We start from the raw sequence: 15,021 nt of genomic DNA on the forward strand, positions 1-15,021 counted from the left end.
GATGAAATCGGCAAAGTGTTGGGCTCCTACGCTAACTGCTTGCACACTGGTGTTAAGTATGGCGTTGGTAGGATGCAGCAAGAATTCAGAAGAAGCAAAACAAGGTGCAGCCGCAGCGCAACAGACGCCGCCAGCTCAAGTGGGTGTCATCGTGGCACAACCACAAAGTGTTGATAGTACTGTGGAACTTTCGGGTCGAACTTCTGCATATCAAATTTCTGAAGTGCGTCCACAAACCAGTGGCGTAATTTTAAAACGATTATTTACCGAAGGTAGCTATGTCCGCGAAGGTCAGGCACTTTATGAACTGGATTCCCGAACCAATCGTGCGGCATTTGAAAGTGCAAAGGCAAGTTTGTTGCAACAGGAAGCCAATCTTAATTCTCTCAAAATCAAATTAAACCGTTATAAACAGCTGGTCTCAAGTAATGCTGTTTCAAAACAGGATTATGATGATTTGCTGGGTCAGGTCAATGTTGCTCAGGCACAAGTGGACGCAGCAAGAGCGCAAGTACGAAATTCGGAAGTTGATCTGGGATATTCCACCATTCGTGCGCCAATTTCAGGTCAGACTGGTCGTTCTTCTGTAACAGCAGGGGCATTGGTGACGGCGGGGCAGGCAGACGCCCTGGTGACTATTCAACAGCTGAATCCAATCTATGTTGATATTAATCAGTCCAGTACTGAATTATTGCGTTTACGTCAGCAATTGAGCAAAGGTACACTGGGTCAAAGCAATAATACGACAGTGAAACTGAAGCTGGAAGATGGCAGTACTTATCCGATCGAAGGAAAACTGGCATTTTCTGATGCAAGCGTAGATCAAACCACTGGTTCTGTAACCTTGCGTGCAGTATTCCAGAATCCGAATCAATTATTGTTGCCGGGTATGTTTGCTAATGCGCAAATCGTGCAGGGTGTTATTCCAAATGCTTATCTGATTCCTCAGGCAGCGGTGACACGTACACCAACAGGACAAGCAACTGTGTTTATTACCAATGATAAAAATGTAGTGGAAACCCGCAATATTCAAACTACCGGTGTTCAGGGACAAAACTGGATTGTGACTGAAGGATTGAAAGTTGGTGATAAGGTGATTGTTGAGGGTGTGGCGAAAGTTAAGGAAGGGCAACAAGTAGATGCCAAGCCTTATGCACCACAGGCTCAACCTGCAGCACAATCTAGCCAGAAAACTATTTCTCCCTCAGAATCACAATCATCTGAAGCGCCGCAAGCAAAACAACCAGCTACTTCAAATACATAAGGGGTAGGTTATAATGGCACAATTTTTTATCCATCGTCCCATTTTTGCATGGGTAATTGCTTTGGTGATTATGTTGGCAGGGATATTGTCTCTGACAAAAATGCCCATTGCGCAATATCCGACAGTCGCACCACCGACAGTCACTATCTCTGCGACTTATCCGGGTGCGTCTGCGACAACTGTAGAGAATACGGTAACACAAATCATCGAACAACAAATGAATGGTCTTGATGGTTTGCGTTACATGTCTTCCAATAGTTCATCGAACGGACAGGCATCAATTCAATTGAACTTTGAACAAGGTATTGATCCAGATATTGCACAAGTCCAAGTTCAAAATAAATTGCAATCTGCGACTGCTTTGTTACCTGAGGATGTACAGCGTCAAGGGGTGAAAGTTACCAAGTCCAGTGCAAGCTTTTTACAGGTACTGGCTTTTTATTCTCCCGATAACTCTTTGTCTGCAAATGACATTAAAGACTATGTCAACTCCAATATTTCTGAACAACTGAGTCGTGTAGCCGGTGTAGGTGAAGTACAGGTATTCGGTGGCTCCTATGCTATGCGGATCTGGCTTGATCCTGCAAAGCTGGTCAGTTATCAATTAACACCAAGTGACGTTGCAGCAGCAATTCAGGCACAAAATGCTCAAGTTGCTGTAGGTCAATTGGGTGGTGCGCCCGCAGTAAAAGGTCAGGTTTTAAATGCAACTGTAAATGCACAGAGCTTGTTGCAAACGCCTGAGCAATTTCAAAATATCTTTTTGAAAACCACAACATCTGGAGCGCAAGTTCGTTTATCTGATGTTGCAAATGTTGAATTGGGTGCTGAAAACTATCAATTTGATTCTAAATTTAATGGTCAACCAGCTGGTGGTGTAGCAATTCGACTGGCGACAGGTTCGAATGCGCTAGATACGGCTAAAGCGGTTGAAGCAGAACTGGTTGAACTACGTAAAAACTATCCATCTGGTTTGAAAGATCAATTGGCGTTTGATACTACACCGTTTATTGAATTATCGATTAAAAGTGTGGTGAAAACCCTGATTGAAGCAATCATTCTAGTATTCTTAGTCATGTTTTTATTCTTACAAAACTGGCGTGCCACCATTATCCCGACATTTGCTGTACCCGTTGTGGTCTTGGGTACTTTTGCCGTGATCAATATTTTCGGCTTTAGTATTAATACTTTAACGATGTTTGCTATGGTGTTGGCGATTGGTTTGCTGGTGGATGATGCGATTGTTGTGGTAGAAAACGTCGAACGTGTGATGACAGAAGAACATTCTGATCCTGTCACGGCAACCGAACATTCGATGAAGCAAATTTCAGGCGCTTTGATTGGGATTACCAGTGTACTCACAGCAGTATTTGTACCGATGGCATTCTTTGGTGGGACAACTGGGGTAATTTATCGTCAGTTCTCGATTACGCTTGTTACCGCCATGGTACTTTCATTGATTATTGCCTTAACGTTTACTCCGGCATTATGTGCAACTTTATTGAAACAGCATGATCCAGACAAGAAACCAAGCAATAATATTTTTGCCCGCTTTTTTAGATGGTTTAATCGAAGCTTTGATCGTATAAGTCATAGTTATCAAAGTGGTGTAAACCGCATGGTGCACCATAAAGTATTTTCAGCCATCATTTATGCTGTGGTTGCAGTTGTACTGGTGTTTTTGTTTCAGAAGTTACCATCATCTTTCTTGCCCGAAGAAGATCAGGGTATGGTGATGACACTGATACAATTACCACCAAATGCGACCTTGGAACGTACTACGAATACTATTGATCAGACCACGGAGTTTTTCCTGAACAATGAAAAAGATAGTGTCGAATCGGTCTTTAGTGTCGCTGGATTCTCTTTTTCCGGTATGGCACAAAATGCTGGGATGTCGTTTATCAAGCTCAAAGACTGGAGTGAGCGCACCACACCTGAAACACAGATTTCAGCAGTGATTCAACGTGGTATGGCATTAAATATGCTGGCACAGGATGCGTCCTATATCATGCCTTTACAATTACCAGCAATGCCTGAACTTGGGGTAACTGCTGGGTTTAACTTACAGTTAAAGGCAATGAGTGGACAAAGTCATGCAGAACTGGTTGCAGCACGTAATGCGGTATTAGGTCTGGCAGCGCAAGATAAACGTTTGGTCGGTGTTCGTCCAAATGGACAAGAAGATACACCTCAATATCAGGTGAATATTGATCAGGCTCAAGCAAGTGCTATGGGTGTAAGTATTGCAGATATTAACTCAACCATGGCAATGGCGTGGGGCGGTTCATATATCAATGATTTTATTGACCGTGGACGTGTGAAAAAGGTGTATGTTCAAGGTGATGCAGATCGTCGTATGATGCCTGAAGATCTGGATCAGTGGTATGTTCGTAATAGTCGTGGTGAAATGATTCCATTCTCTGCATTTGCTTCGGGTGAATGGACCTATGGCTCACCTCGTCTGGAACGCTATAATGGCTTATCTTCTGTCAATATTCAGGGTAATCCTGCACCTGGGATCAGTTCTGGGGATGCCATGCTTGCGATGGAAGAGATTATTCAAAAATTACCGTCTATGGGCTTATCTGGTTTTGATTATGAATGGACAGGTCTATCTTTAGAAGAGCGTGATTCAGGCGCACAAGCCCCATTCCTGTATGCCTTATCTCTGTTAATTGTTTTCCTGTGTTTGGCAGCTTTATATGAAAGTTGGTCAGTACCTTTCTCGGTATTGCTGGTTGTTCCTTTGGGTATTTTGGGTGCAGTTGCCTTAACTTTCTTGGGTATGGTGATCTTGCAGAATTCAAATCTCTCCAATAATATTTATTTTCAGGTGGCAATGATTGCGGTGATTGGTTTATCAGCCAAGAATGCAATTTTGATTGTGGAATTTGCCAAGGAATTACAGGAACAAGGACAAGATCTACTGGAAGCAACATTGCATGCATCTAAAATGCGTTTACGTCCAATCATTATGACGACTTTAGCATTTGGTTTTGGTGTGTTGCCATTGGCGATTTCTACAGGTGCAGGTGCAGGTAGTCAGCATTCTGTTGGTTATGGAGTATTAGGTGGTGTAATCAGTTCTACACTTCTGGGTATTTTCTTCATTCCGGTCTTTTTTGTGTGGATTCGTAGTATTTTTAAATATAAACCTAAACAACAGGTTTCTCAGGAATAATGATATGACACAGATCATGACGTTGGCTGGCCGTGGTTTGGCATTATCTGTACTTGCATTGTCTTTGGCTGCTTGTCAAAGCATGCGGGGTACAGAGCCGACCGTTCAGGCAAATATTCCTGATGCTTACACGGCTGCGTCACAAGCATCGACAGCTTCAATTGCAGCTCAAGGCTATCAGGACTTTTTTGCTGATGAACGTTTAAAACAGGTGATTGCTTTAGCTTTAGGTAATAACCGTGATTTACGTACAGCAGCATTAAATGTAGAGAAGGTACAGCAACAATATCAAATCACCCGCAATGATCAGTTACCAACAGTGGGTGCAAATGCAGGTTTTGCCCGACAGGCAACAGCAAGCAGTAGTTATCAGCCTTACTCTGCTTATAGTGTTGGACTAGGTGTCACAGCATTTGAGCTGGATTTATGGGGACGTGTCAGTAGCCTAAAAGATGCAGCTTTAGACAGCTATTTTGCTACTCAAAGTGCCCGTGATGCAACGCAGGTTGCCCTAATTGGGCAAGTGGCCGAGGCTTGGACAGCAATTTCTTTTGCCGAGCAGAATCTGAAACTTGCCGAACAAACATTGAAAGCACAGCAAGAGTCTTATAATTTAAATAAACGTCGTTTTGATGTTGGAATTGACAGTGAAGTGCCTGTTCGTCAGGCACAAATTTCGGTTGAAACCGCTAGAAATGATGTTGCCAATTATAAGACACAAATTCAGCAAGCGAAAAATGCATTGAATTTATTGGCTGGACAAACTATTGCGGATAATTTATTGCCCGAAACTCGTGTGGTTAAAATTACCAATAACAATGTATTAAATGCAGGTTTGCCAAGTGAGCTGTTAAATAATCGTCCAGATATCAAATCTGCCGAATATCAACTTCGTGCAGCAGGTGCCAATATTGGTGCAGCCAAAGCCCGTTTATTTCCAACTATCAGTTTGTCGACTTCGGCTGGATATTCTTCGGGTCAATTAAGCGACTTGTTCAAATCTGGTTCGTTTATTTGGAGTGTTGCCCCAAGTCTGGATTTACCGATTTTTGACTATGGTACACGTCGTGCGAATGTCAAAATTTCAGAAGTAGATCAACAAATTGCATTAAGCGATTATGAGAAATCGATTCAGACCGCATTCCGTGAGGTCAATGATGTACTGGCAACGCGAGCTAACATTGATGATCGTATTGCAGCGCAGCGTCGTCTGGTTGAAGCCACCAATATCACGTATCGTTTATCTGAAGCACGCTTTAGAGCAGGAATTGATGGTTATTTAACTGTACTTGATGCACAGCGTAATTCGTATACCGCAGAGCAGGGATTATTGGCATTGCAACAAGCCAATATCAATAGCCAGATCGAGCTATATAAAACGTTGGGTGGTGGTGTAACTTCACAAACACTAGCCGATGCTGATAATACGACTAGTACGCCTGTACAGTAATCGATTATAGGTCGTTGGTCTTGAATATAAAAGCAGTCACTACGGTGGCTGTTTTTTTATGTCTTTGTAAAGTCTGCTTGATCTAGTGTTAAACTTAAAAATGATGATATAAATAAGAGATGTAATATGGAAATTAAATGGGCCGCTTGTACGCTATTCGCCAGTATATTTGCATTGACAGCTTGTCAGGAAAAACCAAAGTCAGATACAGCTTCTGAAAAAGAGGCTATACAAAAAAATCAAGTAAAAACGGATACGGCCATTCCCTTGATTCAGGCAAAAGTTGAGAGAGTACAGCCTAAAAAAGATGAAGTCTGTCATGCCGCAGAGTCTAGCGATGATCTTGCTACCTGTACGCAATATGATTTGCAGACAATTAACACTAATGTTGCGTGGATTAACACCTATTTTCAGGACACGATTAAAAAAGATCATGCCGAGGCTTTTGATGATCAACCTGCTGTTAAGGTCACGTTAGATCCTAAAATTCCATCGGTTAATTATAGTGGGGCATCGGTACGTTATATCGGTCAAAACTATAATATTGCCACATTTGAATATTTGGTTGATTATTATCCGGCAGGTGCAGCACACGGTACCTATGCAAGTTGTTACGTGGTCATTGATCTGAGCCAGCAACAGATTTTAAACCTGAATGATATTTTACTGCCCGGAGCACAAGAAAAATTAAAAGATGCGTTATATAGTTATAATAGTACCTGGCTTGATGATCATAATATTGCAGTAAAAGATTTAAATATTAGCGAGAATTTTTATCTTGGTGCCGATGGCTTGGTCTTGGTGTATCCAGTTTATGAGTTGGCATCATATGCCGAGGGTGAATCGGAACTGACTATTCCATATGTGGAATTAAAAAACTTTGTGAAAGCTCAATATTTACCGAGTTTACCTGAACCAAGACAGGACTTTTAAACTCATTTAATTGAAATATTTAGGAATAGAGAAAATGCTATTAAGTAATCTGGAAACAGTCCCAGCGCATCGTATTGTTCGCCAGCTTGATGTGGTCTATGGCAGCACTGTACGTAGTAAACATGTAGGACGTGATTTTATGGCGGGGTTAAAAAATATAGTCGGGGGAGAATTAAAAGGTTATACCGAATTGCTTGAGGAATCGCGTCAGGAAGCCATGCAACGTATGATTGACAAGGCGGGTCAACTTGGTGCCAATGCCATTGTCGGTATTCGTTTTTCCACTTCCAATATTGCACAGGGCGCCTCCGAACTTTTTGTTTATGGTACTGCGGTGATTGTGGAAGCACAGGTACCCAAATTGCCTGATCCATTTACCATTTAAGAGGAAATCGCATGTCTGGGATCATTGTGCAAATTGCGATTTTTATTATTTTGTTCCTGATTGGTTGGGGCTTTGGTCGCCATATTGAAGCAAAACATTTACAGTATTTGGCAGAGCAGGAAAAACAACTGGCACATATTCAAGTTGATACCAATAAGTTTGTGGTTAGTCATACACAAGGTGCATTGATTTCCAGTAATGTGGTGTTGTCCCATGATTATTTTAAATTTGTACTGGCTGCGATCCAGAATTTTTTTGGTGGACGTTTAACCAGTTATGAAAGCATTGTGGAACGTGCCCGGCGAGAAGCAATTATTCGTTTAAAACAACAGGCATACGCACAGGGCGCAACGCAGATTATGGGATTGCGGTTAAGTACCACGGAATTGGGAATGCAAGGCGGTATGGTGGAAGTTTTTGCTTATGGCACTGCTGTTCGGTAATAAATATACGCATAACAAAGATTTAAAAAAGGGAATTAACAGCATGGTCAAAACAAATATTTTTACGCTGACAATTGTCATGATGGTCGGGGGATTAAGCGCATGTACCCCAAAAAATCCGCCAGTCAATGACAGAGGACAGGATACAAGCACCAAATCAGAGGCAATACCACAGCCTGAACAGTTACCAGCAAAACAGCAATCAGATGATATTCCTGCGGTATGGGCAAAATCTTATCGAATAAGCCAACAAGAACTTTGTGAAGCAGCCACTGAAGATCGCGAAGCAGCCTGTACCACTTACGATATACAATCGATCAAGACCAATGTGGACTGGATTAATCAATATTACCATGCACAATTACAGGATTCTGCATCAGGGATCGCTACAGAGAAAAATGTAGACAAGTCTCAAGGTGAATTCCGGCAGTATTATGATGGCAGCATGGTATCTTTTGTGGGGCAACGCTATCAGCTGGTGACTTTTTCACGATTTAATAATGTTTATTTGGGTGGGGCACATAATGTCTTTAGTGTTCAATACGATGTGTTTGATTTGAAAGTAAGGAAAAACCTTGCTTTAAATGATGTACTGAATAAAAACAGCCAGTCTAAGATATTGGCATTACTTAAACAAAATAATGTACATGAATTGAAAGAATACGGTACAGATCTTGAGAGCCTGAAATTAAGCGAAAATTTTTATTTTGCTGAACATGGTCTGGTCTTTGTCTATGCACTTTATGAAATTGCGCCGTTTGTTTATGGTATGCCGGAACTTTATGTGTCATATGAAGATTTAAATGGATTACTAAAAACTGAATATATGCCAAGTTTACCGGACATGACGTTAAGCAGGAATTTTTCCTAGAGCAGATTAATAAGCAACTGCAAAATAGCGGTGATGGTGATGGAGTGACTATTTTTTTTTAGTCGAAGCGCTTACACTATATGGCATTCATTTTTAGCCATTTAGATTGTTATGATTGATCCAAAAATTTTACGTAATAATATTGAAGCAGTCAATGCCGCACTTGCCAAACGTGGCATTCAGTTGAATGTACAAGAATGGGCAGATCTGGAAGCTCGTCGTAAAGAAATTCAATCCAAAGCAGAATCCTTACAAGCCGAACGTAATGCAGGTGCCAAACAGGTTGGCCTGATCAAGCGTGAAGGCGGTGATGCGTCAGAAGTCATGGCACGTATGCAGGCGATTGCTGATGAAATTAAAACTGCCGAAACTGCATTGGCCGACTTACAGGCGGAAATTGAAGAAAAATCTTTATCTATTCCAAACTTGCCTGATGCATCTGTACCAGAAGGTAAAGATGAAAGTGATAACGTCGAAATTTTACGTTGGGGAACGCCACGCCAGTTTGACTTTGAGATCAAGGATCATACCGATCTAGGCGAGTTGATGGGTGGTCTGGAATTTGAAACTGCAACCAAACTGACTGGTTCACGCTTTAGCGTATTGAAAGGGCCGTTGGCACGCCTGCAACGTGCACTTACTCAATTTATGCTGGATACGCATACCTTGAAAAATGGCTATACCGAAGCTTATGTGCCGTATCTGGTCAATGCCGATTCGCTACGTGGCACAGGGCAGTTACCTAAATTTGAAGAAGATTTGTTTAAACTGCAAGGCGAAAAAGAATATTATCTGATTCCAACCGCAGAAGTTCCGGTGACCAACTTTGTCCGTGATGAAATCATTGATGCAGAACGTTTACCGCTTAAGTACGCAGCACATACGCCATGTTTCCGCAGCGAAGCGGGTTCTTATGGCCGTGATACCCGTGGTTTAATCCGTCAGCACCAGTTTGATAAAGTCGAAATGGTACAGATCGTCAAACCTGAAACATCAATGCAAGCACTGGAAGATTTAACAGGTCATGCCGAAGGTATCTTACAGGCGCTTGAATTGCCATATCGTAAAATTATTCTGTGTGGCGGCGATATGGGCTTTGGTTCTACCAAAACCTATGATTTGGAAGTGTGGGTACCAACTCAGAATACGTATCGTGAAATTTCCTCATGTTCAAACATGGGTGACTTTCAGGCACGTCGCATGAAAGCCCGTTATCGTGTTGATCAAAAGAAAACCGAATTTGTTCATACTTTAAATGGTTCTGGTTTGGCCGTTGGTCGTACTTTACTGGCAGTCATGGAAAATTATCAGCGTGCAGATGGTTCAATTGAAATTCCACAGGTTTTGCGTCCCTATATGGGCGGTGCAGAATATATCGATTAGACCTTGTCAAAGATAAATTGCATGATTTTTGCTTAGCTATCGCCATCAAACTTATGTAGAGGTTCATCTTTGGATATTTTCCCGATTTCGTTAAAATTGAAAGATCAGCCTTGTTTGTTGGTGGGTGGTGGACATATTGCCTATCGCAAGGCGGTATTGTTGGCCAGAGCAGGTGCGATCATTGATGTGATTGCGCCTGAGATTGAACCAGCATTGCTGGATTTGGTGCATGACACAGGTGGACAATTCAGCAAGACCGAATTTTCTACCGAGATGCAGATCAGACATTATCGACTGGTGATTGCTGCAACCAATCAGGCAGAAGTGAATCAACAGGTTTTCCTGTATTGTGAAGCGCAGAATATATTGGTCAATAGTGTCGATGATATTCCACATTGTCGGTTTATGGTGCCTGCGATTATTGATCGTTCACCGTTGCTGATTTCGGTGGCGAGTAATGGTACATCACCGGTATTATCACGTCAGATCCGTACCCAACTGGAAAGCAGTATTCCGCATGGGATGGGCAAACTGGCCGAATTTTCCGGTAAATGGCGGGCAACCGTGAAAGCAAAAATCAGTAATCCGGATGAACGTCGGATTTTCTGGGAAGACTTGTATGCCAGCCCTTTAAAAGAACAGGTCTTTCATGACAATTTAAGTGATGCAGATACCTATATTCAGCAGGCTTTAATGGACTGGCAAGCACCAAAAGGTGAAGTCTATCTGGTCGGTGCCGGGCCGGGTGATCCGGAATTGCTGACTTTAAAGGCTTTACGGTTAATGCAGCAGGCGGATGTGGTGATTTATGATCGTTTGGTGTCCAAGCCGATTCTGGATATGTGTCGTCGTGATGCAGAAAAAATTTATGTCGGCAAAGCACGTTCCAATCATGCTGTACCACAGGAAGGCATTAATGCATTGCTGGTTAAATATGCACAGGCAGGGAAACGGGTCTGTCGCTTAAAAGGTGGTGATCCGTTTATCTTTGGCCGTGGTGGTGAAGAAATTCAGCAACTGTTTGATGCCGGGGTGACTTTTCAGGTGGTGCCGGGGATTACCGCAGCTTCAGGTTGTTCGGCATATGCGGGTATTCCCTTAACACATCGTGATTATGCGCAAAGTGTAAGGTTTCTAACCGGACACTTAAAAGAAGGTTCACCTGAATTACCATGGGATGAACTGGTTTATGAAAATCAGACCTTGGTGTTGTATATGGGTTTGGTCGGACTAGAGAAAATCTGTAAAAACCTGATTGCACATGGTCAACGTCCTAATATGCCGGTGGCATTGATTTCCAAAGGCACCACGCCTGAGCAAAAAGTCGTGATTGGTACCTTGGCTGATATTGCAGATAAAGTAGCTGAATACGAAATTCAGGCACCGACCCTGACCATTATTGGTGAAGTGGTAAAATTGCGCGAGCAATTGCAATGGCATGAGCGAGGATAGAACAGCGATTAATAATCGCTGTCCGAGCGCAAGGCGAAGGCTATGCCTGAGCAAAGAGGATAGGTGCGATAGTACTGTAACAGCGATTGATAATCGCTGTCCGAGCGCAAGGCGAAGGCTGTGCCTGAGTAATGTAGCTCTGCAAAAAGACGGTGCCTAAGCTACCAATGAAATATTTATAAGTGAGTAATGAAGTGATTCATGTTGTCCTGTTTGAACCTGAAATTCCAAGTAATACCGGTAATATTATTCGCTTATGTGCCAATACCGGTGCACGCTTGCACTTGATCAAACCTTTAGGTTTTGAACTGGATGATAAGAAACTGAAACGGGCAGGGCTGGATTACCATGAATGGGCCAGAATGCAAATCTGGGACAATATTGAAACCTGTCTTGCCCATTTGGCTGAACATGGTATCAGCCCTGAACAAGTTTTTCCCTTAACCACTAAAGGTTCTGCGGCACCTTATACAGTTGATCTCAACCAACCGGTAGCTTTATTAATGGGACCTGAAACTCGGGGTTTACCTGAACAAGTGCGCCTGTTGTTTCCCCAACAAAATTGGATTCGACTGCCAATGGCAGAAAATTCTCGTAGTTTAAATCTATCTAATGCTACGGCAGTGATTGTCTATGAAGCATGGCGGCAACAAGGGTTTCAGCCTTTAATTTAAGCTGTCACGCAATACAGTGCAGATTGAACTAGATCAATACGCGCTTATTTTTGTTGTGCATCATATATCTGCTGTGCATGTAAAATTTGTTCAATATTTTTTCCGCCCAATTTTTCAATTGATTCGCTGTTTTCGATACTTCCCGGCCAAGATTCGTTAACTGATATTCTACCCGGATAGGTGAAGTCGATTGCACATGGCGGCTAATAAAACCATCTCGTTCTAACATTTTCAATTTTTGCGACAACACTTTGGGTGAGATACCTTCAATGCTTTTTTTTAAAGATTGAAGTGTAACGGCTGATGCTCCAATAAATATAAAATCAGTAGCACCCATTTATCAGCAATTTTTTCAAAAAACAAACGGGCAGGGCATTGCTGGCGATAAACATTATATTTCAGATCATCATGCATAAAATTCTCCAAAATATTTAGTTGTGATAAGGATATAAGATCTAAGTAGGTTACTTATGGGTAACTAATTGACACTTGGTTTCTAAAATATATTATAGAATAATTATTGATAAACACACGGGAACCAAGATGGCTAAAGTTGCAGTAGTATATTACTCTGGATACGGACATACCAAAGTGGTCGCTGAAACATTTGCAAATGAAATTAATGCAGCATTGATTGAAATTGATCAACAAGGTGAAATTGCCGATACCGATTGGCAAATCTTAAATGATGCACACGCAATTGTATTTGGGGTCCCAACTTATATGGGTGCTGCCCCGTGGCAGTTTAAGAAATTTGCCGATGCGACGTCAAAATTATGGGCAACTCGAGAGTGGCAAGATAAGATTTTTGCAGGATTTACCAATAGTGCCAGTTTAAATGGTGATAAACAACTTACCTTATATCAGTTACAGACGCTTGCTTCTCAGCATGGCGGAATCTGGGTCAGTTTAGGGTTATTACCTGCCAATACGAAACAAGCGACACGTGAGGACATCAATAGTTTAGGGGGTTCTGTAGGACTATTGGTACAAACACCAGCAGATGCGGGCGTAGATGAAATTCCGACAGGAGATTTGGAAACTGCAAAAGTTTTTGCACAACGTGTGGCAAAAATTACTGAAAGATTTTATATCTCGCGCTAAATAACCTCAGTATTTAATCTAATTTCGTATAAAACAAAGACTCGAATTTTTAAATCCGAGTCTAAGCATGTTTTAAGTAAGAGGTGAGTTAGCACCTATCCTCTGGCTTTATAAACTTAGCTTACTCACCTTTGGTATTTCAAGACATTGATCTCTGAAATGACAAAAAACTGCGTTGCTTACTATTTTGTACTGCAACGCAGTTTTAATCTTATAGCGACTGATATCTTATGCTTAAGATTTCAGTTGTTTTTGATATTCCTGATAATATTCTTCTGCAAAAGCTCTTAATGATTTACCAATAGCGGCATATTGGTATTCGTTTAGATTGGCCAGTGATGCACGTGCCGCAGAATGTGTTACCCCAAAACCTGAGGCAGGTAATAAAACCACACCGGTTTCATCGGCGACTCTAAAGAGTAAATCGGTTGGATTTTTGCTTTGAATCACCCAATCGGCAAAGGCATCTCCGTATAGTGCACGGCAGGTTTGATCCAGATCAATTAAAGTGTAGTAATCTACACTGTTTGGATTATCTTGCCGCTGTACGCCAAGTTGACGGTATAACGCCGCATCACGATTACGAATGACTGTTTTCAGGGCTTTTTTATAGTTTTGTGTGGCATCCATCATATTGAATAAAGCAAATAGCACCATTTGAATTTGCTGTGGTGTGGATAACCCGGCTGTATGATTGAGCGCCACAGTACGACTGTCTGCCACCATACGATCAATCATTTTAAAATTTTCCGGTTCTGCGGTCAGAGACGCGTATCGGTCTGCCAATTCTTGTTGATCGCCTGGGGCTAACTGACGTATTTTTTGATCAAGAATATTATTATGGCTCAGAGCAATCACCCCTAAACGCCAGCCGGTCGCACCAAAATATTTAGAGAATGAATATACCAAAATGGTGTTATCGGGACAAATAGAAAATAGGGATTGGAAATCGTCGGCAAAAGTGCCATAGACGTCATCAGTTAACAGGATTAGATCTGGACGTTTGGCCACAATATCGGCAATGATATCCAGGCTTTCATCACTGATTTTTACAGAAGGTGGATTACTCGGATTGACCAGAAAAAATGCCTTGATTGAGGGATCTTCAAGTTTCCGTAATTCTGATTCGGGATATTGCCAGTTTAGCGCAGGATCAGCTTGGATATGCACTTGTTCGAGTTGGTAATCGTTGAGTTTTGGAATTTCAAGATAGGGGGTGAAAATTGGCGAACCAATCGCAATTTTATCCCCATGATTTAAGATTTTATTTTCTTTTAAAGAATTAAAAATATAGGCCATGGCCGCAGTACCACCTTCAACAGCAAATAAGTCGAAAGCATCTGCATTTAAATTTTTAATGCCCATTTCCCGAATGATATATTCTTTAATGGTTTGTTCAGATAAGCGCAACATTCGGTCAGGAACCGGATAATTACATCCCAAAACACCTTCTACCATTTCCTGTAAAAACTGATAGGCATCCAACCCCAGCTGGTCGCGGATATAAGAAATGGCTTTACTTAAAAAAAGTACCCCGGGTTTATCTTTATTTTCCAGTAAAAAATCATCAAAACGTGCCATTAAACCTTTGCTACGTGGGAAACCGCCTACACCTTCGGACATATAGGCAAAGGAAAATTCTGCTTCGGTGGTAGCAAATAGGCCCAATTGGAAAAAGGCCCGGCGTGGAATGGTTGCCATGAAGTTCGGATTTCCGCGACCTGCGTTGAGCATCAATCGATCGGCATGGCTTTGTGCCAAGGCCATTAAATTATCTTTAAGTTCAAAAGGACTGAGTTTTGCAAATTTTGAATAATCTGTAGTAGACATTATATTTCTCCAATCTTGTCTTTTTAAAAAGTGAAAACTGTTGTATGA

Annotated in this window: 12 protein-coding genes and 1 pseudogene; 11 read left to right on the plus strand and 2 right to left on the minus strand. The window is 41.8% G+C overall.

What is annotated here, in order from left to right; translation table 11 throughout:
- Position 1 precedes the first annotated feature (1 nt).
- From CRO21_RS03330 to CRO21_RS03375, 10 genes are all read left to right on the plus strand, one after another.
- Entirely contained in the window at positions 2 to 1,264 is a 1,263-nt protein-coding gene (locus CRO21_RS03330; RefSeq protein WP_097077896.1) for an efflux RND transporter periplasmic adaptor subunit, read from the plus strand.
- A gap of 13 nt (positions 1,265 to 1,277) precedes the next feature.
- Positions 1,278 to 4,448, plus strand: coding sequence for an efflux RND transporter permease subunit (locus CRO21_RS03335; RefSeq protein ID WP_097077897.1), 3,171 nt, complete (start codon positions 1,278 to 1,280; stop codon positions 4,446 to 4,448).
- Positions 4,449 to 4,452: 4 nt separating this feature from the next.
- Positions 4,453 to 5,898 (plus strand): AdeC/AdeK/OprM family multidrug efflux complex outer membrane factor, encoded by a 1,446-nt coding sequence (gene adeC / locus CRO21_RS03340; protein ID WP_097077898.1) that lies wholly within the window; start codon positions 4,453 to 4,455, stop codon positions 5,896 to 5,898.
- Positions 5,899 to 6,024: 126 nt separating this feature from the next.
- Positions 6,025 to 6,831 (plus strand): RsiV family protein, encoded by an 807-nt coding sequence (locus CRO21_RS03345; RefSeq protein WP_097077899.1) that lies wholly within the window; start codon positions 6,025 to 6,027, stop codon positions 6,829 to 6,831.
- Between the two features lie 34 nt (positions 6,832 to 6,865).
- On the plus strand, positions 6,866 to 7,216 hold the full coding sequence (locus CRO21_RS03350; protein ID WP_097077900.1) for a YbjQ family protein: 351 nt from the start codon (positions 6,866 to 6,868) through the stop codon (positions 7,214 to 7,216).
- A gap of 11 nt (positions 7,217 to 7,227) precedes the next feature.
- Entirely contained in the window at positions 7,228 to 7,659 is a 432-nt protein-coding gene (locus CRO21_RS03355; RefSeq protein ID WP_097077901.1) for a YbjQ family protein, read from the plus strand.
- A gap of 43 nt (positions 7,660 to 7,702) precedes the next feature.
- Entirely contained in the window at positions 7,703 to 8,530 is an 828-nt protein-coding gene (locus CRO21_RS03360) for an RsiV family protein (RefSeq protein ID WP_171293972.1), read from the plus strand.
- A 111-nt stretch (positions 8,531 to 8,641) separates the two neighbouring features.
- A complete protein-coding gene (gene serS, locus CRO21_RS03365; protein WP_097077903.1) occupies positions 8,642 to 9,913 on the plus strand; it encodes a serine--tRNA ligase in 1,272 nt (423 codons plus the stop codon).
- A 69-nt stretch (positions 9,914 to 9,982) separates the two neighbouring features.
- Positions 9,983 to 11,365: a siroheme synthase CysG gene (cysG, locus tag CRO21_RS03370; RefSeq protein WP_097077904.1), complete on the plus strand. Its 1,383-nt coding sequence runs from the start codon at positions 9,983 to 9,985 to the stop codon at positions 11,363 to 11,365.
- A 194-nt stretch (positions 11,366 to 11,559) separates the two neighbouring features.
- Positions 11,560 to 12,039 (plus strand): tRNA (cytidine(34)-2'-O)-methyltransferase, encoded by a 480-nt coding sequence (locus CRO21_RS03375; RefSeq protein WP_097078126.1) that lies wholly within the window; start codon positions 11,560 to 11,562, stop codon positions 12,037 to 12,039.
- A gap of 44 nt (positions 12,040 to 12,083) precedes the next feature.
- Here CRO21_RS03375 and CRO21_RS03380 read toward each other — a convergent pair.
- Positions 12,084 to 12,453 (minus strand): annotated as a pseudogene (locus tag CRO21_RS03380) (winged helix-turn-helix transcriptional regulator).
- 129 nt (positions 12,454 to 12,582) lie between these two features.
- Here CRO21_RS03380 and CRO21_RS03385 point away from each other — a divergent pair.
- Positions 12,583 to 13,143 (plus strand): flavodoxin family protein, encoded by a 561-nt coding sequence (locus tag CRO21_RS03385; RefSeq protein WP_097077905.1) that lies wholly within the window; start codon positions 12,583 to 12,585, stop codon positions 13,141 to 13,143.
- Positions 13,144 to 13,377: 234 nt separating this feature from the next.
- On the opposite strand, the gene CRO21_RS03390 is transcribed toward CRO21_RS03385, so the two are convergent.
- Positions 13,378 to 14,973 carry a bifunctional aspartate transaminase/aspartate 4-decarboxylase gene (locus tag CRO21_RS03390; RefSeq protein WP_097077906.1) on the minus strand — a complete coding sequence of 532 codons (1,596 nt, stop codon included), beginning with the start codon at positions 14,971 to 14,973 and terminating at the stop codon, positions 13,378 to 13,380.
- Between the last annotated feature and the right edge of the window lie 48 nt (positions 14,974 to 15,021).

This window comes from Acinetobacter puyangensis (genome assembly GCF_900096995.1).
Taxonomy (GTDB): Bacteria; Pseudomonadota; Gammaproteobacteria; order Pseudomonadales; family Moraxellaceae; genus Acinetobacter; species Acinetobacter puyangensis.